The organism is Streptomyces sp. NPDC006208, from assembly GCF_040613775.1.
Lineage (GTDB): Bacteria > Actinomycetota > Actinomycetes > Streptomycetales > Streptomycetaceae > Streptomyces.
On sequence record NZ_JBEXSW010000052.1, the window covers coordinates 16,549 to 37,172 of the forward strand.

At 70.8% G+C, this 20,624-nt stretch carries 16 protein-coding genes and 1 pseudogene; 6 read left to right on the forward strand and 11 right to left on the reverse strand.

Annotated features, from left to right (window positions below):
* Positions 1-615 precede the first annotated feature (615 nt).
* Complete coding sequence (locus tag ABZ208_RS32475) at positions 616-1,062, reverse strand: ATP-binding protein (protein ID WP_356913033.1); 447 nt, start codon at positions 1,060-1,062, stop codon at positions 616-618.
* Positions 1,063-1,155: 93 nt separating this feature from the next.
* Positions 1,156-1,509 (reverse strand): STAS domain-containing protein, encoded by a 354-nt coding sequence (locus ABZ208_RS32480; RefSeq protein WP_003967428.1) that lies wholly within the window; start codon positions 1,507-1,509, stop codon positions 1,156-1,158.
* A 78-nt stretch (positions 1,510-1,587) separates the two neighbouring features.
* On the opposite strand from ABZ208_RS32480, the gene ABZ208_RS32485 reads away from it, so the two are divergent.
* Positions 1,588-4,137 (forward strand): DEAD/DEAH box helicase, encoded by a 2,550-nt coding sequence (locus tag ABZ208_RS32485; protein ID WP_356913034.1) that lies wholly within the window; start codon positions 1,588-1,590, stop codon positions 4,135-4,137.
* 73 nt (positions 4,138-4,210) lie between these two features.
* On the opposite strand, the pseudogene ABZ208_RS32490 reads toward ABZ208_RS32485, so the two are convergent.
* The 7 genes and pseudogenes from ABZ208_RS32490 to ssd all read right to left on the reverse strand — a co-directional run.
* Positions 4,211-4,534: pseudogene (locus ABZ208_RS32490) on the reverse strand (Rv3654c family TadE-like protein); the annotation flags it as partial.
* Positions 4,531-4,968, reverse strand: coding sequence for a TadE family type IV pilus minor pilin (locus ABZ208_RS32495; RefSeq protein WP_356913035.1), 438 nt, complete (start codon positions 4,966-4,968; stop codon positions 4,531-4,533). The gene ABZ208_RS32495 and the pseudogene ABZ208_RS32490, both read right to left, overlap by 4 nt.
* Positions 4,955-5,155, reverse strand: coding sequence for a DUF4244 domain-containing protein (locus ABZ208_RS32500; protein ID WP_356913036.1), 201 nt, complete (start codon positions 5,153-5,155; stop codon positions 4,955-4,957). Before ABZ208_RS32500 ends, ABZ208_RS32495 begins: the two co-directional genes overlap by 14 nt.
* Positions 5,156-5,193: 38 nt before the next feature.
* On the reverse strand, positions 5,194-5,997 hold the full coding sequence (locus ABZ208_RS32505) for a type II secretion system F family protein (RefSeq protein WP_356913037.1): 804 nt from the start codon (positions 5,995-5,997) through the stop codon (positions 5,194-5,196).
* On the reverse strand, positions 5,994-6,827 hold the full coding sequence (locus ABZ208_RS32510; protein ID WP_356913059.1) for a type II secretion system F family protein: 834 nt from the start codon (positions 6,825-6,827) through the stop codon (positions 5,994-5,996). The genes ABZ208_RS32505 and ABZ208_RS32510 overlap by 4 nt, the downstream gene beginning before the upstream one ends.
* Positions 6,828-6,856: 29 nt before the next feature.
* Complete coding sequence (locus ABZ208_RS32515; protein WP_356913038.1) at positions 6,857-8,005, reverse strand: TadA family conjugal transfer-associated ATPase; 1,149 nt, start codon at positions 8,003-8,005, stop codon at positions 6,857-6,859.
* Positions 8,002-9,102, reverse strand: coding sequence for a septum site-determining protein Ssd (gene ssd / locus ABZ208_RS32520; RefSeq protein ID WP_356913039.1), 1,101 nt, complete (start codon positions 9,100-9,102; stop codon positions 8,002-8,004). Before ssd ends, ABZ208_RS32515 begins: the two co-directional genes overlap by 4 nt.
* Positions 9,103-9,648: 546 nt before the next feature.
* Here ssd and ABZ208_RS32525 point away from each other — a divergent pair.
* Positions 9,649-10,500, forward strand: a complete 852-nt coding sequence (locus ABZ208_RS32525; RefSeq protein WP_356913040.1) for an HAD-IB family hydrolase — start codon at positions 9,649-9,651, stop codon at positions 10,498-10,500.
* Positions 10,501-10,865: 365 nt separating this feature from the next.
* Here the strand turns inward: ABZ208_RS32525 and ABZ208_RS32530 are convergent, their stop codons facing one another.
* The gene (locus ABZ208_RS32530; protein ID WP_356913041.1) at positions 10,866-11,696 is read right to left on the reverse strand and encodes an oxidoreductase; all 831 of its coding nucleotides are present in this window, start codon (positions 11,694-11,696) and stop codon (positions 10,866-10,868) included.
* Between the two features lie 103 nt (positions 11,697-11,799).
* On the opposite strand from ABZ208_RS32530, the gene ABZ208_RS32535 reads away from it, so the two are divergent.
* The gene (locus tag ABZ208_RS32535; protein WP_356913042.1) at positions 11,800-12,786 is read left to right on the forward strand and encodes an ATP-binding protein; all 987 of its coding nucleotides are present in this window, start codon (positions 11,800-11,802) and stop codon (positions 12,784-12,786) included.
* A gap of 88 nt (positions 12,787-12,874) precedes the next feature.
* Here ABZ208_RS32535 and ABZ208_RS32540 read toward each other — a convergent pair whose 3' ends face one another.
* Positions 12,875-14,158 (reverse strand): hypothetical protein, encoded by a 1,284-nt coding sequence (locus ABZ208_RS32540; RefSeq protein ID WP_356913043.1) that lies wholly within the window; start codon positions 14,156-14,158, stop codon positions 12,875-12,877.
* Positions 14,159-14,446: 288 nt separating this feature from the next.
* On the opposite strand from ABZ208_RS32540, the gene ABZ208_RS32545 reads away from it, so the two are divergent.
* The 3 genes from ABZ208_RS32545 to nhaA all read left to right on the forward strand — a co-directional run bounded on the left by ABZ208_RS32545 (position 14,447) and on the right by nhaA (position 20,619).
* Entirely contained in the window at positions 14,447-16,795 is a 2,349-nt protein-coding gene (locus tag ABZ208_RS32545) for a SulP family inorganic anion transporter (protein ID WP_356913044.1), read from the forward strand.
* 237 nt (positions 16,796-17,032) lie between these two features.
* A complete protein-coding gene (acs, locus tag ABZ208_RS32550; protein WP_356913045.1) occupies positions 17,033-18,988 on the forward strand; it encodes an acetate--CoA ligase in 1,956 nt (651 codons plus the stop codon).
* A 233-nt stretch (positions 18,989-19,221) separates the two neighbouring features.
* Positions 19,222-20,619 carry a Na+/H+ antiporter NhaA gene (gene nhaA, locus ABZ208_RS32555; protein WP_356913046.1) on the forward strand — a complete coding sequence of 466 codons (1,398 nt, stop codon included), beginning with the start codon at positions 19,222-19,224 and terminating at the stop codon, positions 20,617-20,619.
* The last annotated feature ends 5 nt before the right edge of the window (positions 20,620-20,624 follow it).

The window sequence follows — 20,624 nt, forward strand, 5'->3', positions numbered from 1 at the left end:
GAACGTCCGAAGGACGCCGGTCGTCGTGGGCCCGTGGAGGCGGTGGCGAGGGGCGTCTCGGGGCCAGGGACGGGCCGGCCGCTCCGGCGTGTCGCGGCATCGGTCGGGCCGCCTCGGGGCAGGGTCAGGCCGGTCGCCGCGGATGCGTAGCGGCGCAGGGACCGTCGGTGCCACCGGGACGCTGCGGACCGACGGCACGCGCGACACGGCGCACACGGGGACATGCTGATGCCCGACCGGTCCGGCCCACCGAGCAGGGGAGGGCCGTTAGTGCGATACGGGCGATGCGGCACCTCGCCGGTTGGAGAGCGCGGATCAACCTGATGCACGACGCCCACGCGGCACGAGGGGACGGGGGCTCGCCCATCAGGGGCGTCAGACCGAGAGGTCCAACAGAAGTCGGGCCCATCAAGCGCCACGGCCCCGGACAGGGCGGCACAGGGGGCGAGGCGGGGGCTCGGAGGGCCACACAGCCCACACCACAGCAGCCGCGGACAGGGGGCAGGCCTCGGTCCGGGCCTGGGGCCGAAAGGGGCGTCACGGGGTCAGGAGGCCCGGCCCAGGCACGGGGCAGTCGTGTCCAGCGCGTCGCCACCCGGGCACGGACGGCCACCGTCAGGACATCGCGGCACCCGGTGTCGCGGGCCAGCTCATCCGGATCACTCCACCGTCGTCGGACGTCGAGACCTCCACGTCGTCGACGAGGCCGCTGATGACAGCGAGGCCCATGTGATCCTCGCCCTCACCGTCCGAGTCCTCCTCCACCGCGGTGGCCCGCACGCCAGGGACGTCAGCGGCACCGCCCACCGCGCTCGGGACCTCGTCGCCGACCTCGATGGAGAAGACCTTCTCCTCCTCGGACAGCACGACCCGCACGGGGGCGGTGATGCCATGACTGCGATGCAGCCCCACCGCGCGGCTGCATGCCTCGCCCACCGCGAGCCGGACCTCGTCCAGCACCGCCTCGTCGACCCCGGCCCGGCGAGCCACAGCAGCGGCCACAAGACGGGCCGTCCTGACATGCTCGGGCTGGGCGCTGAAGCGGAGCTCAACGGTGGCCATGCAAGATCCCCCTCGGACGTACGAGCGTGCATATCCGGGGCCCGGGCTGGATGCCCGGTCCCCCTTCCTGCTTCCGGCAGTCTCCGGCCGACGTCAGTCGGTCGCGGCGACGGCTTCGTCGACCGTGGTGTGGATGGGGAACACCTTGGTCAGGCCCGTGATCCGGAAGATCTTGAGAATGCGCTCCTGGTTGCAGACCAGGCGCAGCGAGCCTTCGTGCGCGCGGACGCGCTTGAGGCCACCCACAAGCACGCCGAGACCGGTGGAGTCGAGGAAATCCACGCCCTCCATGTCGACAACCAGGTGGTAGCTGCCGTCGTTCACCAACTCGACCAACTGCTCGCGCAGCTTGGGCGCGGTATACACATCAATCTCGCCACCAACCTCGACAACCGTACGGTCGCCACCAGGGCCGGACACATTGCGAGTCGACAGGGACAGGTCCACGGATCCTCCAGCACCTTGCTATCGGGCGGCCGCCCTTCAGGTCTCCCCGACGGAGCCGGAGGACGATCGCCAGCCGCAATGGCATTCAATCACTTACCAGCAGCCATGCACGACGCCTTGGGACCATTGTCCGTCATGCCAGTGACACACTCGGTGCCGATGGCCAAGAATCACCGTCCCAGTCGACCTCCCGAGAGCGGGACGACACGACCCTCCCCCGGTACGGTCCTCGACCGGCTCGCCGCGGGAGGGAACCGGGCTGCGCGCATCACTCATACGGAGCACTTGCCCCCGCGACCGGGCAGGCATGCCGTCTGGCCCGACCGCATCCGCTCCGAAGTGATCAGCGCCATCCAGCAGGCCGGCGTCGAGCACCCGTGGGCCCACCAGGCCGCCGCAGCCGAGCACGCCCTGGACGGCGAGTCGGTCGTGATCGCCACCGGCACCGCTTCCGGCAAGTCCCTGGCCTATCTCGCCCCTGTCCTCAGCACCCTCCTCGACGGGTCCGAGGCAGCCAACGGCCGGGGAGCCACCGCCCTGTATCTCGCTCCGACCAAGGCCCTCGCCGCCGATCAGTGCCGCGCCGTCAAGGAACTCGCCGCCCCCCTCGGCAACCGCATCCGCCCCGCCGTCTACGACGGCGACACGCCGGTCGAGGAACGCGAATGGGTGCGCCAGTACGCCACCTACGTCCTCACCAACCCGGACATGCTGCACCGCGGGATACTTCCTTCCCACCCCCGCTGGTCCTCCTTCCTGCGCTCACTGCGCTATGTCGTCATCGACGAGTGCCACACCTACCGGGGCGTCTTCGGCTCCCATGTCGCCCAAGTGCTGCGCCGCCTGCGCCGCGTGTGTGCCCGCTACGGCGCGAGCCCCGTCTTCCTGCTCGCCTCTGCCACCGCCGCGGAACCCTCCCGGGCGGCGGGCAGGCTCACCGGTCTGCCCGTCCAGGAGGTCGCCGACGACGCCTCACCCCGCGGCGAACTCGTCTTCGCCCTATGGGAGCCGCCGCTCACCGAACTGCACGGTGAGAAGGGTGCACCGGTCCGCCGTACCGCGACGGCCGAGACCGCCGACCTGCTCACCGACCTGACCGTGCAGGGCGTGCGCACCGTGGCGTTCGTACGCTCCCGGCGCGGCGCCGAGCTCATCTCCGTGATCACCAAGGAGCGGCTGGCAGAGGTCGACCGCTCCCTGCCCCAGCGCGTCGCCGCCTACCGCGGCGGCTACCTTCCCGAGGAGCGCCGCGCCCTGGAAAGGGCCCTGCACTCCGGCGAGCTTCTCGGCCTGGCCGCCACCACTGCACTCGAACTCGGCGTGGACGTGTCCGGTCTGGATGCCGTCGTCATCGCCGGCTACCCCGGAACCCGGGCCTCCCTGTGGCAGCAGGCAGGCCGGGCAGGACGCTCGGGCCAGGGCGCCCTGGCCATCCTGGTGGCCCGTGACGACCCGCTGGACACCTTCCTCGTCCACCACCCAGAGGCGCTGTTCCAGCAGCCGGTGGAGTCCACCGTGCTCGACCCGGACAATCCCTACGTCCTTGCCCCCCATCTGTGTGCCGCAGCCGCCGAACTCCCGCTCACGGAGCCCGACCTGGAGCTCTTCGGCCCTGCCGCCGCCGGCCTGATGCCCCAGCTCGAAGCCGCGAAGCTGCTGCGCCGGCGCGCCTCCGGCTGGCACTGGACCCGCCGGGAACGGGCCGCCGATCTGACCGACATCCGTGGCGCCGGCGGCCGCCCGGTCCAGATCGTCGAGGCCGCCACCGGAAGGCTCCTCGGTACGGTCGACGAGTCGGCCGCCCACACCGCCGTCCACGACGGCGCCGTACACCTCCACCAGGGCCGTACGTACCTGGTGATCCGCCTGGACCTGGAGGATTCGGCCGCCTTGGTCGAGGAGGCCAGCCCGCCGTACTCCACCACCGCCCGCGACACCACCTCCATCTCCGTGCTCGAGACCGACATCGAGATCCCATGGGGCGACGGGCGCCTTTGCTACGGCTCCGTCGAAGTCACCAACCAGGTCGTCTCCTTCCTGCGCCGCAAGCTGATCACCGGCGAGGTGCTCGGCGAGTCCAAGCTCGACCTGCCGCCGCGCACGCTGCGCACCCGGGCCGTGTGGTGGACGGTCACCGAGGACCAGTTGGACGCCGCCCGGATCAATCCGGAGCAGCTGGGCGGCGCCCTGCACGCTGCCGAGCACGCCTCCATCGGCATGCTGCCGCTGTTCGCCACCTGCGACCGCTGGGACATCGGCGGGGTCTCTGTCCCGCTGCACCCCGACACACTGCTGCCGACGGTCTTCGTCTACGACGGCCATCCGGGTGGCGCGGGCTTCTCGGAACGCGCCTTCCATACGGCTCGCGAATGGCTGGCCGCCACCCGCGAGGCGATTGCGTCCTGCGAGTGCGAGGCGGGCTGCCCGTCCTGCGTGCAGTCCCCCAAGTGCGGCAACGGCAATGACCCCCTGCACAAACGAGGTGCGGTCCGGCTGCTCACGGAGCTGCTCCGGGGAGCCCCGGAGCAGAAGCCTGAGGCGCCCACGGACCCGGCCGCCCCTGACGGCTCCGCGACCCCTGCGCCCGCGACCGGGCCGGCGGATCTCCCGCCGGACCGGACTCCCTAGCGGCAGCACTCCCGGGCGGGCGGCGGGACGCCGTGCCGGCGGCGCCCTCGCTCCCGCCCTGGTCGGCCAGGGCGGGCGGGCCCGCCCGAGACCTGACCGCCGGTGCGTACGGGCCGAAGCGGGTCCGCGCCGTCACATCGGCGATCTCGCCCGCCACGGCGCAGCGCACCACCTCCGCGCTCTGGGCCCTGGCCAGTGCCGCTGCCTTCCCGCACGCCATCGCCGCGCCGTGCAGCGCGTGGTCGGCCGCGGCCAGCGCCGCCAGGTCCGCGGCGGCTCCCGCGCGATGCCGGGCGACCACGGCCTGCCCCATGGCCAGCACGACTGCGAAAACCACGCACAAGGTCGTGGCCGCCATGGCCACCCACACCGTGGCCGAGCCCCGGTCCCGGTTCACGGCGCCGCCCCCACGGACCCCCGTCGCGAGGTGCCCGCGGCGACGGTGTCCCGAGCCCCGGCGTCCTCGGGCACGGCGTCCTCGGGCACGGCGTCCTCGGCAGGCGCAACCGCCTCGGCGCTGAGCGTCATGTCCAGAGCGCCCGGCCCCGGAGTGTCCGCCTCGACACGCACCCGCCACAGGTCCTCGGCCCTCGCCAGACTGACCCTCGCCCCGCTCGGGGCCGCGGACCGGGCGGCGGCGACGGCCGCCGCCTCCGGCTCGGACCGTGCGGCCGCACGAGCTCCGGCCCGCGCCGCGTCCACGCACTGGATCTGTGCACACACGGCCGTCAGCGCCCAGATCAGCGCCATGGCGAACAGCACCAGGGCCGGCACCGCCACGGCCGCCTCCGCCGTCACGGACCCTTTGTCGCGGGCGTCAGAACTGTGCATTGAGCGCCTTGCCGATCACCGACTCGAGCGCGCCCGAGACAGTCTCACTGGTGACGATCTTGTACAGGACGGCCGCGAAAGCACAGGCCGCGATCGTCCCCATGGCGTACTCGGAAGTCGTCATCCCCCTGTCCGTACGCAGCCTGCGCGCGAGTCGGTGCAGGTGCGTTCGCATTGCGTTCCACATGCTGGTCTCCAACTGTCGAATGTTCATTGGTCAGTTGCTCAGTGGTCCTGCAGCAGCCCGCCCGCCAGGCCGATCACCACGGGCGCCACCCCGACCGCCAGGAAGGCGGGCAGGAAGCACAGCCCCACGGGCGCGGTGATCAGCACCTGGGCCTTCCGGCCGCGGGCGGCCACCGCCCGAGCCCGGTCCGCCCGGAAGCGCTCCGCCAGCCGCGCCACGGGCTCCGCCGCGGGTGCGCCCGTGGATTCGGCCCGCTCCAGACAGCGGGCCAAGGGCCCGGCACCCGGTATCCGGCCGAACCACCCCCAGGCCTGGGCCGGTTCGCCACCGAGGCGCAGCTCCGCAGCCGCCCGCTCCAGCCTCTCCCCCACCGGGCCGCCCAGCGACTCCCCGACAGCCTCCGCCGCCTCGCGCGGACCGGCTCCGGCCGAGATGCAGGCGGCCAGCAGATCTGCGGCGAGCGGCAGTTGACGTGACGCACCCGCATCCCGCGCACCTGCGTCCGTCCCCGTACCGGCCGCTGCACCGGCGGTCCGCTCGCGGCGTCGCTGCCAGTGCCACACCCCGTACGCCCCGGCGACCCCCACCGATGCGCCGATCACCCCGCCGACCAGAAAGAACCCTGTGATCGCGGCACCTGCGGGTCCTGCCCAGCGCCTGGCCCACTTCCTGTACTCCGGCCGCCATCCGCGCCGGGTCGCGCGCTGCGCCGACAGCAGTGCTTCCACCCTCTTGCGCAACCGGCGTTCGCGTCGCCGCGCGGTCATCACGGAGGCGAGGCAGATCGCCGCTGACAGCACCGACACCGCGATCCCCAGCCTGTGGACGATTTCCCCCGTCACGCCTCCTCCCCGGCCCGTACGATCCGCGCTGCCCAGCACAGACCCGCCGCCTCCAGCAGTCCGCCGATCACCAGGCACGCGATGCCGGCCGGAGTGTGGAAGAGCACCGTCAAGGGATCGGCGCCGAGCGCCGCCCCCATCGCCAGGCCGGCCACCGGGAGCAGCGCCAGGAGCACGATGGTCGACCAGGCTCCGGCCAACTGGGCACGCAGGTCCTCCCGTTGATCCTGCTCAGCCCGCAGGGCCGCCTCCAGCCGGTCGAGCCCGGCTGCCAGCCCCGCGCCACCGTCCACCGCCACCCGCCAGCAGGCCGCGACTCCCGCCAGCCCGTCCGCCCCCGGCTGCCGTGCCGCCTCCCGCAACGCCTGCGGCACATCTCCTCCGAACCGGGCCGCCGCCAGGACGGCGGCCTCCGCACCGCCCAGCACCGGTGTCGATCGGACCGCGGGCAGCAGCGCCTGGCCCGGCTGCAGCCCGGCCCGCAGCTCGCCCACCACCGCCGCGCACAGCGCGATGACCCCTGCTGCGCGCCGCTCCGCCTCCTTCCTGCGCTCCCCGGCCTGCAACCGGCGCCGCACGAGGGGCACGGCCAACGCTCCGGCGATCAGCGGGAGTACGGATCCGGCCAGGACGGCGAGCACCAGTGTGGCCGGCACACACAGCCACTCCCGGCGCTGCCTCACCCCCACCAGCAGCCGCTCCCATGACAACCGGGAGGGCGCCGGTACCCCTGCACCGCCCGCGAACAGCAGCCGCGCCCGCCGCAGCCCCTGGTCCTGTCCGGCCACCAGCCAGACTGCCGCCCCTGCGCACACCGCCGCCGCGCACATCACCTCGACGCCCGCCGCGCCGATGCCCCTCACAGCGCATCCCCGATCAGCAGACGCAGCTGTTCCCAGCCCCGCCCGAAGCCGAACCCCTCCGCGCCCCACCGCAGCGCGGGCACCGTGACCACGAGCCCCGCCGCATCCCGCTCCAGCACACGGATTTCGTCGATCCGGCGACGCCCTCCGCCGTCCCGTCCGAGATGGATCACCACCGAGAGGGCCGCCGCCAACTGGCTGTGCAGCGCTGCCCGGTCGAGCCCGGCCGCCGTCCCCAGCGCCTCCAGCCGTGCAGGCACATCGACCGCCGCATTGGCATGCACGGTGCCACAGCCGCCCTCGTGGCCGGTGTTGAGCGCGGCGAGCAGCTCGGTGACCTCCGCCCCGCGCACCTCCCCGACGACCAGCCGGTCGGGCCGCATGCGCAGCGCCTGCCGCACCAGGTCCCGCAAGGTCACCCTCCCGGCGCCCTCCTGGTTGGCGGTGCGCGACTCCAGCCTCACCACATGGGGATGGTCAGGCCTGAGCTCCGCCGAGTCCTCGGCCAGCACGATGCGCTCCCGCTCCCCGACCAGCCCCAGCAGACTGGACAGCAGCGTCGTCTTGCCCGAGCCCGTACCGCCGCTGATCAGGAACGACAGGCGGGCCTCCATCAGCGCCCGCAGCACCCGGTCACCGCCCGGCGGCACCGTCCCGGCCGCGACGAGCTCGCCCACCGTGAACGCCCTGGGCCGCACAACCCGCAGCGACAGACATGTGGAGCCGACCGCCACCGGCGGAATCACCGCGTGCATGCGCGTCCCGTCCGGCAGCCGGGCGTCCACCCACGGCCGGGCGTCGTCGAGGCGCCGCCCGGCCACGGCCGCGAGCCGCTGCGCCAGCCGCCGTACCGAGGCGGCATCCGCGAATGTCACCCCGGTGAGCTCAAGGCCCTGGCCCCTGTCCACCCACACCCGGTCGGGCGCGGACACCAGCACATCGGTCACGGACGGGTCGGCCAGCAATGGCTCCAGCGGCCCCGTGCCCACCAGCTCGCACCGTAACTTCTCGGTGCCGCCCAGCACTTCGGTGTCGCTCAAGAGCCGCCCCTGCGCCCGCAGCGCGGCCGCCACCCGTGCCGGGGTCGGCTCGGCCCCGCTCTCCGCGAGCCGCTGCCGTACGGCGTCGAGCAGTCCCGCGCTCATGAGACACCGCCGCCGGCCAGCGCCCGCTCCCAGAAGGCAGTGCAGAACCTGGCGAGCGGGCCGCGCCCGTGACCCGGCGGGGCTCCACCGTCCTGCGCGGCCGGCAGCCCCGCCTCCACGGGCAGCTCACCGGCGAGCGGCAGCCCCAGGGCACCCGCCACCCACTGCTCGTCCAGTCCCGCGGCGTACGGCCCGCGAACCACCGCGCGCAGATCCGGGAGCACCATGCCCACCATCGACGCCACCCGGTTCGCCGCAGCGACCGCACGGAGCTCGCCCGGCACCACCAGCAGCCCCAGATCCAGCTGGGCCAGCGCCTCCGCCACTCCCTCGTCGACCCGGCGCGGCAGGTCCACGACCACCACCCCGCCTCGCCGACGCGCGGCCGCAAGCACCGACCGCATCGCCTCGGGCGGGACGACGACCGAGTCGCCGCGGTCCCAGCTGAGCACCCGCAGGGAATGGAGCTCGGGGAGTGACTCCTCCAGCGCCCCGCCCGCGACCCTCCCCTTGGAGGTGGCGAAGTCGGGCCACCGTCTGCCCTCGGCCTGCTCGCCGCCGAGCAGCACATCGAGCCCGCCGCCGAGCGGATCGCCGTCGACCAGCATGGTGCGCCGGCCGCTGCGTGCGGCGGTCACGGCGAGCGCGCAGGCCAGCGTCGACGCCCCGGCGCCGCCTCGCCCGCCGATCACGCCGACGGTCAGCGCCTGTCGCCCCACGCCCTCGACGACATCGGCGATCCGGTCGACGAGCCAGCTCTCCGCATCGGGCAGCCGCAGCACGCAGTCGGCGCCGATCTCGACCGCCCGACGCCATACGCCGGGGTCGTCCTGGTCATGGCCGACGAGAAGCACGCCGCGTCTGCGGGTGGCTCCCCGACAGCGCGCGGCCGCGTCGTCGCCGACGAGAATCAGCGGTGCACCTTCCCAACTGCCCCTGCGCTCCGGCAGGCAGTGGTGCACTTCGGGCTCGGCTCCGGCCGCCGCGCACAGCCGCAGCAGATCATCGAGCAGTTCCGTGTCCCCGGTCACGATCAAGGGCCTGTCCCGCCGCCCTTCGGCGACCGGCGTACGGCCCGATGTGAGGGATCCAGCCACGATCTCCATCCCCTTCCCACCGCGATCCCGCACTCCGACGAGATCCGTGATTCCTTCGGTCCGCGAACTACGCGGCGGGAATGAGCGTGCAGCGCCCTGAAAAATCATGTGGATCTTGCTGAAAAACTGTGGACAACTAGCCACATGTGAATATCCCGGCCACCCATACCGGTGACCGACAAGCCCGCCCTTGCCTGGCTCCCAAGGCCTGCCCGGCACGCGATCCAGGCCCTCTCGAAGTCTCCCGGAGAGCAGCAGAATGACTACACACAGTGATGAAATCGGGATGCGGGCGTCCGGTGCGATCGAGGCCGGCAAAAGCGGCGAGAGATCGGAAGCGGGGCCGGCGACACGGCAAAAACCCACCCGGACATGCGACGACCCCCGCCGGGGGGGAGAGCGGGGGTCGTCTCTCCGGCCGACTCGGGGGGGGAGGAGCCGGACCGGGTTAGCACGGTCGCGAACGATCCGTGACTTCCATGGTGTACCCGAGAGCCTTCTCAGGCAAACCCACGCGCCACAGCGTACGCCGAATGGCGGGCACCTATGCTCAGGCTCGTGGAAAACCACTCCTTGCCGCGCACAGCAGCCTTCTTCGACCTGGACAAGACGGTCATTGCGAAGTCATCGACTCTGACCTTCAGCAAGTCCTTCTACCAAGGCGGGCTGATCAACCGGCGCGCCGTACTGCGCACCGCCTATACCCAGTTCGTGTTTCTCGCGGGCGGCGCAGACCACGACCAGATGGAGCGGATGCGCAAGTACCTCTCCGCGCTCTGCAAGGGCTGGAACGTCCAGCACGTCAAGGAGATCGTCGCCGAGACACTGCACGACCTCATCGACCCGATCATCTACGACGAGGCGGCCTCGCTCATCGAGGAGCACCACACCGCGGGCCGGGACGTGGTCATCGTCTCCACGTCCGGCGCCGAGGTGGTCGAGCCGATCGGGGAGCTGCTCGGTGCCGACCGGGTCGTGGCCACCCGCATGGTGGTGGGGGACGACGGCTGCTTCACGGGCGAGGTGGAGTACTACGCGTACGGACCGACGAAGGCGGAGGCCGTCAGACAGCTCGCCGCGTCCGAGGGGTACGACCTCTCCCGCTGCTACGCGTACAGCGACTCGGTCACCGACGTTCCGATGCTGTCGTCGGTGGGCCATCCGTACGCCGTCAATCCGGACCGGGCGCTGCGCCGCGAGGCGACCTCGCGAGGCTGGCCGATTCTCGCCTTCAACCGTCCCGTGCGACTCAAGCAGCGACTGCCCGCGTTCTCCGTCCCGACGCGCCCCGCGCTGGTCGCCGTGGCGGCGGTGGGAGCGGCGGCGGCAACGGCCGGGCTGGTCTGGTACGCCAGCCGCCGGCGCAGTGCGGCTGCCGCTGCACGCGCAATTGCCTAGTCCGCCCGTATTTGAACCTAAAAGTAAAGAAGTAGGGCCAGCACTTCCGCTTCACCCCGTGCTGGAGTACAAAGGAGTCAACGGCCCGCGAGACCAAGGACATCCGAAAGGATCACCTTAGAACGCATCATGGCCCCACGGACCGAAGCATGGAAACGGAGCACCCACGCGACGTCGACCCGTCGATTACGGGCCAGCCGCACCAGGTGACGGGCAAAGTTCCCCGACCTGATGGGCAACATTTCGAGGACGCATGGTAACTCGGCGGACATGCCAGCGGCGGTACCACCATTGGTACCGCCGCAACCCTTTCCGGGTACTTTTCGCGCAGAGGACGGGTCCGGCCGGGCCCGCGGCGCGCGGCCTCAGGCCGCGCCGCGCTGCAGGGCCTCACACACGGCCGTCGACTCCCTGACACCGAGTTCCACGGCGCGTCCGCAGTGGGAGATCCAGGCGGCCATGCCGTCCGGCGTCCCCGACAAGTAGCCCTCGAAGGCCGCGAGATACGCCGCACGTCCCTGCTCCGCGTGGCCGACCTCTGCCGGACAGACCGACTTCGGGTCGAGCCCGCTTCCGATCAGCACGATCCGCTCGGCCGTCCGGGCGACCAGGCCGTTGCAGGAGCCGAACGGGCGCAGCGCCAGCAGTTCACCGTGCACCACGGCCGCCGTCACCAGAGCCGGAGCGCTGCTGCCCGCGATGATCAGATCCGACAGACTCTCCAGACGGCCCGCCACCTCGTCCGCGTCGGGCAACGGCGCCTCGACCAGGGGCTCGTCGACCGTTTCGCCGGCCAGCCGCGGACGGCCCACCGTCTCGTCGTCCCGCGAACCGCTCGCAGCGACCAGATGCAGCCTCGCCAGTACGCGCAGCGGTGACTGCCGCCAGATGGACAGCAGCTGGCCCGCCTCCGAGGTCAGCCGCAGCGCCGCGCCGACCGTGCGCGTCTCGGGATCCGCGCTGAAGTCGGTGCGGCGGCGTACTTCCTCCAGCGCCCAGTCCGCCCCGGACAGAGCGGCCGAGGCGCGGGCCCCGCGCAGCGCCGCCTCCGCGGTGATCTCGTTACTGCGGCGTCGCATGACCCGGTGCCCGTAGACCCGGTCGACGGCCTTGCGTACGGAGTCCACGGAGTCGCCGACGCCCGGCAGGGCGCCCAGAGCGGCGAGAGGGTCGGCCGGCGAGGCATTCGTACTCATAGGTAGCGAGGCTAACGCGCCCCCGGCGCGCACCCCACGTTGGAGTGGTCTTCCTCACGCACCACGAACACAACGCGCAGTGATCCCACTACGCTAGGTGAACATGAAGATCGCTTTCGTAGGGAAGGGCGGCAGCGGAAAGACGACGCTGTCCTCGCTCTTCATCCGCCACCTGGCCGCCAATGAAGCTCCTGTCGTCGCGGTGGACGCCGACATCAACCAACATCTGGGGACCGCGCTCGGCCTCGACGAGGCGCAGGCGGCGGCGCTGCCCGCGATGGGGGCACATCTGCCGCTGATCAAGGACTACTTGCGCGGCACGAATCCGCGGATCGCCTCCATCGACACGATGATCAAGACCACCCCGCCCGGGAAAGGCTCGCGGCTGCTGCGGATCGCCGAGGACAACCCGGTGTACGAGGCGTGTGCCCGCACCGTCCGGCTCGACGACGGCGACATCCGGCTGATGGCGACCGGTTCCTTCACCGAGTCCGATCTCGGGGTTTCCTGCTACCACTCCAAGGTCGGCGCGGTCGAACTCTGCCTCAACCACTTGGTGGACGGCGACGACGAGTACGTGGTCGTCGACATGACGGCGGGCTCGGACTCCTTCGCGTCCGGCATGTTCACCCGCTTCGACATGACGTTCCTGGTGGCCGAGCCGACCCGCAAGGGAGTCTCCGTCTACCGCCAGTACAAGGATTACGCGCGGGACTACGGAATCGGCCTGAAGGTTGTCGGCAACAAGGTGCAGGGGCAGGACGACGTGGACTTCCTGCACGACGAGGTCGGTGATGACCTCCTCGTCGCCTTCGGGCACTCCGACTGGGTGCGCGCGATGGAGAAGGGGAGGCCGCCCCACTTCGAACTGCTGGAGGCCGTCAACCGCATGGCGCTGCAGAAACTGCAGAGCGCCGCGGAGGACTCGTACACGGATCGCGATCCGGAGCGCTACATGCGTCAGATGGTCCACTTCCATCTGCGGAATGCGGAGAGCTGGGGGAACGCGAAGACGGGCGCCGACCTGGCCGCGCAGGTGGACCCCGGGTTCGTACTGGGCGACCACGCGCCGGTGTCCCAGCCCAGCTGACGGCCGGCCTTCCGGCCGGGCCCGGCCTGTGCGCACAGGCCGGGCCCGTTCCACTGCCGCACCGCCGGAGGCCGTGCGGGTCCGGGGGTCAGTCCCGGCCGGCCTCTTCGCCCGGCCGCTCCACAGCGGGGGCACCGGCAGGCACGGCCGACTGAACGGTCAGATAATCGCCCCAGCCGCCGTCCGGGGCCTCGCCGACACCGAGGCGGCGCAGCTTGGCCAGAACCTTCGGGTCCTGGGCATCCAGCCAGTCGGCGAGCTGACGGAACGACACACACTTCACGTCCCGCTTCACACACACCGTCGCGATCGTCTGCTCGACGGCTCGCATATAGGCGCCGCCGTTCCAGGATTCGAAGTGGTTGCCGATGATCAGCGGAGCGCGGTTGCCCCCGTAGGCGCGGTCGAAGGCCTGGATCAGCCCGTCCCTCATCTGGTTGCCCCAGTAGTCGTGCTTGGCGGGGTCGCCCTGGGTCGACGTGCCGGACTGGTTGACCATGAAGTTGTAGTCCATCGCCAGCGTCTCGAAGGCCTGGCCAGGTACCGGGACCATCTGGAGCGAAAAGTTCCACAGGCCCTTCTCCTTCGTGGGCCAGACCTGGCTGCTGATGCCGCTGGTGTCATAGCGGAAGCCGAGGTCGCTCGCGGCGCGCAGGAAGTTCTCGCGGCCCTCGAGGCACGGGGTTCGGGCGCCGATGAGCTCCTTGTCGTAGTCGAACGGCAGCGGCTCCAGGGCGGTGAGGCCCGAGTTGGTCTTCCAGTTCCTGACAAAGGACTTGGCCTGGCCGATCTCGCTCTTCCACTCCTCCACCGACCAGGTGCCCACTCCGCCGTCGTTGCCGCAGAAGTGCCCGTTGAAGTGGGTGCCCACCTCGTTGCCGTCCAGCCAGGCACCGCGCAGTTCCCGGACGGTGTCCTTGATCCCCTCGAGGTCGTTGAAGCCGATGTCCGAGCTGCCGGGGGCGTGTTGGGGCGGGTCGTAGAGGGTGGCCTTGCCGTCGGGCAGCAGATAGACGCCGCTGAGGAAGTACGTCATGGTCGCCCCGTACTTCTTGCCGACCTCGCGGAAGTGCGAGAACAGCTTCTGGCCGTCCTCCCCGGCGCCGTCCCAGGAGAACACCACGAACTGCGGAGGCTGCTGACCGGGCTTCAGGCGCTTGGGCTGGAGCAGATTGGACTGCACACCGGTGAAGGCGGTGGAGCCGTCGCCGATGAGACGCACCGCACCCTTGAGGGCTGCGGCCCCTTCCTTCTTCGCTCCGGGGGCGCCCGACCCCTGCGGGCCGCCCAAGCCGGAACACCCGGCGAACCCTGCGATCAACGTCGTCGCGGCCACGGCCCCAACGGTGATCCTCTTTGTGGCGGCCAGCATCCGCCCACCCTCTTTCTTATGCCCATACGACTGTCTGACTCCGATTGGGTTGTGGAGCCGACAAGGTCGCATCGCGGGGGCGACAGGCGAGAGCGGCGCGGCGTTATCAAATGATTAATCGCTGGATCAGGTGAACGATCGCCCCATTTGCCCTGAAAATCATGCCTGAGTCTTTACTCTGCATTACGATCCATTTACCGAGTGTTGATAATCCCGCCACTGCACGCCGTGACCCACGGCCGCGTCCCCACATTCCGCGACCGCGCTGCCCCGGAGGAGACGGGAACCATGTCTGCCTGCGTCCCCACCCGCACACCCGAAGAAGGGCCGTCCAGCCCAGGACGACCCGACGCCGCGTCCCACTCACAGGACCCGCACCACCCACCGCCCGGCGGAGGCCGCCGCTTCCGGATCGCGGGCGCCGACCTGTCCGCCTCCATCTCCGTGTTCCTGATCGCGCTGCCGCTCTCTCTCGGCATCGCACTGGCCACCGGCGCACCGCTCCAGGCCGGACTGGTGGCCGCCGCGGTGGGCGGTATCGTCGTCGGCCGGCTGGGCGGATCCCCGCTCCAGGTCAGCGGCCCGGCGGCAGGGCTGACAGTCGTCACCGCCGAGCTGATCCAGCACTACGGCTGGCGCACGACGTGCGCCATCACGGTTTTCGCCGGGCTGTGCCAAATGGGCCTGGCCGCCCTGCGGGTGGCCCGTTCCGCGCTCGCCGTCAGCCCTGCGATCGTGCACGGCATGCTGGCAGGCATCGGTGCCACCATCGCCCTCGCCCAACTCCACATCGTCCTGGGCGGCACCCCGCAGAGCTCCGCGGTCGACAACATCCGGGGTCTGCCCGCCCAGTTGGACGACGTGCATCCGTCCGCGCTGTATGCCAGCGCCCTGACCGTCGCCGTGCTGCTGCTGTGGCCTCGGATCCCCGGGCGCACCGGGAAGATCGTCCGGAAGGTACCGGCCGCACTGGCCGCGGTGGCCTTCGCGACCGCGCTGACCGTGCTCGCCGGGCTGAGCCTGCCGCGAGTGGATCTGCCCTCCTGGCGCAGCCATGCGCTGCCCGCGCTGCCGGAGGGCCCGACGCTCGGGCTCCTGGCCGCCGTGCTCACCATCACCTTGGTGGGCAGCGTGGAGTCGCTCCTGTCCGCGGTCGCCGTGGACAAGCTGGTGGCCGCGCGCAAGACGCCGGACGTCCGCATTCCACGGGCCCGGCTCGACCGGGAGCTGGCCGGGCAGGGGGCGGCGAACGTTGTCTCCGGCGCACTCGGCGGGCTGCCCATCACCGGGGTGGCGGTCCGCAGCGCCGCCAACGTCGCCGCCGGCGCGGTGAGCCGCCACTCGGCGATGCTGCACGGACTGTGGGTCGCCGTCGCCGCGCTGCTGCTGGTGTCCGTGCTCGATCTGATTCCGCTCGCCGCGCTGGCGGCCCTGGTGATGGTGGTCGGCATCCAGATGGTGAGCATCACGCATATGCGCACCGTCCGGCGCAATCGCGAAATGCTGGTGTACGCGGCGACGTTGGGCGCGGTCGTGGTGACCGGCGTGCTGGAAGGTGTGGTGATCGGGATCGCGGTGGCGGTCATCGTCGCGCTGCACCGGCTGACCCGGACCCGGATCACCCTGGAGTCCCACGACGGTGTCCACCGGGTGCGGGTACGTGGTCAGCTGACATTTCTCGCGGTGCCGAGGCTGAGCCGGATGCTGGGACAGGTGCCCCACGACGCGCAGTGCGTCGTGGAGCTGGACGGTTCCTTTATGGACCACGCTGCGTACGAAGCGCTCCACGACTGGCAGACCGCGCATGCCGCGCAGGGCGGGAGCGTGGAATTCACCGGGCGGGCGGGGGCCAGGATCAGCGAGCCGGCCTCCGAGACGCACGGCTGCTGCCGGCCATGGACACCCTGGCGCAATCACCACTGCGAGGACCGGCCGCAGCAGCCCGAGACGCATCACCTGGCCAGCGGCCTCAGCTCGTTCCAGCGCAACACGGCCCCGCTGGTGCGCGACGAGCTGGCGCGACTGGCGCGGGAGGGGCAGCGGCCGTCGCAGCTCTTCCTCACCTGCGCCGACTCCCGGCTGGTCACCAGCATGATCACGGCGAGCGGGCCCGGTGATCTGTTCACCGTGCGCAACGTCGGCAATCTGGTTCCCACGCCGGGCAAGGAGTCCGGCGACGACTCGGTGGCGGCAGCGATCGAGTACGCGGTCGACGTGCTCGGGGTGGACTCGATCACCATCTGCGGGCACTCCGGCTGCGGGGCGATGCAGGCCCTGCTCAGCGGGCCGGCCGGCGGCGCCCGTACGCCCCTGGGACGCTGGCTGCGCCATGGGCAGCCGAGCCTGGAGCGGATGCGGAGCAAGCACCGTCCATGGGCCAGGATCTCCGGCCGGCTGCCCACCGACGCGGTCGAGCAGCTGTGCCTGACCAATGTCGTCCAGCAGCTGGAGCATCTGCGGCACCACGAATCGGTTGCGCGGCGGCTCGCCGAGGGGACGCTGCAGCTGCACGGCATGTACTTCCATGTGGGCGAGGCCCAGGCGTATCTCCTGGCGAGCAGCGACGAGCACGAGATCGACGAGGTGTTCGACCGGGTGCGTCCGGCCCCCTCCTCGCTGCACAAGTCCCGCGCCTGAGGCCCCTGGCCCCGGCTCATCGGCCTCCCGTGAGCCGGGGGCGGGACCGCGTGGCTGAACCTCCTGCGCGCGGCGTCCGTGAAAGCGTGTGGCCCCTCCTTCCCTCCGCTCGGGAAGGAGGGGCCACCCAGAGGTCTAAACCAATATTCGGAAGGCTCTTGTCACCCGGCCCTCCGGCTGATGAGCTATGGCCTGGGACACATACGCACAGAAGACGCCCTGGGAAAGGGAGATGTCGTGAGCAACGAAAGCCTGGCCAACCTCTTGAAGGAAGAGCGGCGGTTCGCGCCGCCGGCCGAGCTGGCCGCGCACGCCAATGTGACCGCTGAGGCGTACGAGCAGGCCGCGGCGGACAGGCTTGGCTTCTGGGCCGAGCAGGCGCGACGGCTCAGCTGGGCCACCGAGCCGACCGAGACCCTCGACTGGACCACCCCGCCCTTCGCGAAGTGGTTCGCCGACGGCACGCTGAACGTCGCGTACAACTGCGTGGACCGCCACGTCGAGGCGGGCAACGGCGACCGGGTCGCCATCCTCTTCGAGGGCGAGCCCGGCGACAGCCGCGCCATCACCTACGCCGAGCTGAAGGACGAGGTCGCCAAGGCGGCCAATGCCCTGACGGAGCTGGGTGTACGCAAAGGCGACCGGGTCGCCGTATACATGCCGATGATCCCCGAGGCCGCGGTCGCGATGCTGGCGTGCGCCCGGATCGGTGCCGCGCACTCCGTGGTGTTCGGCGGCTTCTCCGCCGACGCCGTCGCCTCCCGGATCCAGGACGCCGACGCCAAGCTGGTCATCACCGCGGACGGCGGCTACCGCCGCGGCAAGCCCAGCGCCCTCAAGCCGGCCATCGACGACGCCGTCTCCCGGTGCCCGCAGGTCGAGCATGTCCTCGTCGTACGGCGCACGGGCCAGGACACCGCCTTCACCGAGGGCCGCGACGTGTGGTGGCACGACATCGTGGGCCGCCAGTCCGCCGAGCACACCCCCGAGGCGTTCGAGGCGGAGCACCCGCTCTTCATCCTCTACACCTCCGGCACGACGGGTAAGCCGAAGGGCATCCTGCACACCTCGGGCGGATACCTCACCCAGGCGGCCTACACCCACCACGCCGTCTTCGACCTGAAGCCCGAGACGGACGTCTACTGGTGCACCGCCGACATCGGCTGGGTGACCGGCCACTCGTACATCGTCTACGGTCCGCTGGCCAACGGCGCGACCCAGGTCATGTACGAGGGCACGCCCGACACCCCGCACCAGGGCCGGTTCTGGGAGATCGTGCAGAAGTACGGCGTCACGATCCTCTACACGGCGCCCACCGCGATCCGGACGTTCATGAAGTGGGGCGACGACATCCCCGCCAAGTTCGACCTGAGCAGCCTGCGGGTCCTCGGGTCGGTCGGTGAGCCCATCAACCCCGAGGCGTGGATCTGGTACCGGGAACACATCGGCGCCGGCAAGGCCCCCATCGTGGACACCTGGTGGCAGACCGAGACCGGCGCGATGATGATCTCGCCGCTGCCGGGTGTCACCGAGACCAAGCCCGGTTCGGCGCAGCGGCCGCTGCCCGGCATCTCGGCCACGGTCGTGGACGACGAGGCCAACGAGGTGCCCAACGGGGGCGGCGGCTACCTCGTCCTCACCGAGCCGTGGCCGTCGATGCTCCGCACCATCTGGGGTGACGACCAGCGCTTCATTGACACGTACTGGTCGCGCTTCGAAGGCAAGTACTTCGCGGGTGACGGCGCGAAGAGGGACGACGACGGCGACATCTGGCTGCTGGGACGCGTCGATGACGTGATGCTGGTGTCCGGACACAACATCTCCACCACCGAGGTCGAGTCCGCGCTCGTGTCGCACCCCTCGGTCGCCGAGGCCGCGGTCGTGGGCGCGACGGACGAGACGACCGGCCAGGCCATCGTGGCGTTCGTGATCCTGCGGGGCACGGCAAGCGAGGACGAGGGCCTCGTCGCGGAGCTGCGCAACCACGTGGGCGCGACACTCGGCCCGATCGCCAAGCCCAAGCGGGTCCTCCCGGTTGCCGAGCTGCCGAAGACCCGCTCCGGCAAGATCATGCGCCGGCTGCTGCGGGATGTCGCGGAGAACCGTCAGCTCGGCGATGTCACGACGCTCACGGACTCTTCGGTGATGGACCTGATCCAGTCACGCCTGCCGAGCGCGACCAGCGAGGACTGAGAAGCCTCGCAAAAGGGGTGGGTCCGGCCGTACAGCGGCCGGACCCACCCCTTTTGGGTTCCGCGGCGCGCCTCATGTCCCCTATATGCCTATGGTGAGAAATGCCGGATACACCCTCTGTGCACTCGGGTAGAGTAAAGGCCGCATCAATAGTGCGACAAAGAACACCAGGTGCGCCGGGAAGTCTGGTCGGCATGTGCTGAGCCCTGCCCACCGACCGGAGGTTCTTTCACGTGGCCGCCCCTGCCCCCGAACGGCGCACCTTTCTCGGACGGCTCTCCCTCCCCGAGCGCAACTATCTCGCGGACGCCCTCCGCACCGAGACCGTCGGTGGCGTTCTGCTCCTTGCCGCCGCCATCGTCGCGCTGATCTGGGCCAACACACCCTTCAGCAGCAGCTACACAGCCGTCAGCGACTTCCACATAGGACCCGCCGCCCTTGGGCTGAACCTGTCCGTTGAGCACTGGGCCGCCGACGGACTGCTGGCTGTGTTCTTCTTCGTCGCCGGGATCGAGCTCAAGCGTGAGCTCGTCGCCGGTGAACTGCGGGACCGGCGCACCGCCGCGCTGCCCGTCATCGCCGCCGTCTGCGGCATGGCCATGCCCGCGATGGTCTACTTCCTGGTCGCCGCCGTCGGCGGCGGCTCCACCGACGGCTGGGCCGTACCGACCGCCACCGACATCGCCTTCGCACTCGCCGTCCTGGCCGTGATCGGCACTTCACTGCCGTCCGCGCTGCGCGCGTTCCTGCTCACCCTCGCCGTCGTCGACGACCTCTTCGCAATCCTGATCATCGCGGTCTTCTTCACCGACGACCTGAACTTCGGCGCCCTCGGCGGCGCGTTCGCCGGACTCGCCCTCTTCTGGCTGCTGCTGCGCAAGGAAGTGCACGGCTGGTACATCTATGTGCCCCTCGCCCTCGTCGTCTGGGGGCTGATGTACAACAGCGGCGTCCACGCGACCATCGCCGGCATCGCGATGGGCCTGATGCTGCGCTGCAACCGGCGGGAAGGGGAGCAGCACTCCCCCGGCGAGCACATCGAGCACCTCGTACGCCCCCTCTCGGCCGGCCTTGCCGTGCCGCTCTTCGCGCTGTTCTCGGCCGGGGTCACGATCGGCGGCGACGCGCTCGGCCAGGTCTTCACCCGGCCCGAAACGCTCGGCGTCGTACTCGGCCTCGTGGTCGGCAAGACGATCGGCATCTTCGGTGGCACCTGGCTCGCCGCCCGCTTCACCAAGGCGGAGCTCAACCCCGACCTGGCCTGGCCCGATGTGCTCGCCCTCGCCTCTCTCGCCGGGATCGGCTTCACCGTCTCACTGCTCATCGGCGAGCTCGCCTTCGAGGGCAACGCGACGCTGACGAACGAGATCAAGGCATCGGTCCTGATGGGCTCGCTGATCGCCGCCGTACTCGCCTGCCTCCTGCTGAAACTCCGGGACCGTACCTACCGGGCGCTGTTCGCGGAGGAGGAGCGCGACGAGGATCTGGACGGCATCCCCGATGTGTACGAACAGGACAATCCTGAGTACCACCTGAGGATGGCCGCGATCTACGAGGCGAAGGCCGCGGAACACCGCAGAAGGGCACAAGTGGCGGGGGCGTCGCGCGATGGCGGCGACAGTCCGGCATGATCTGA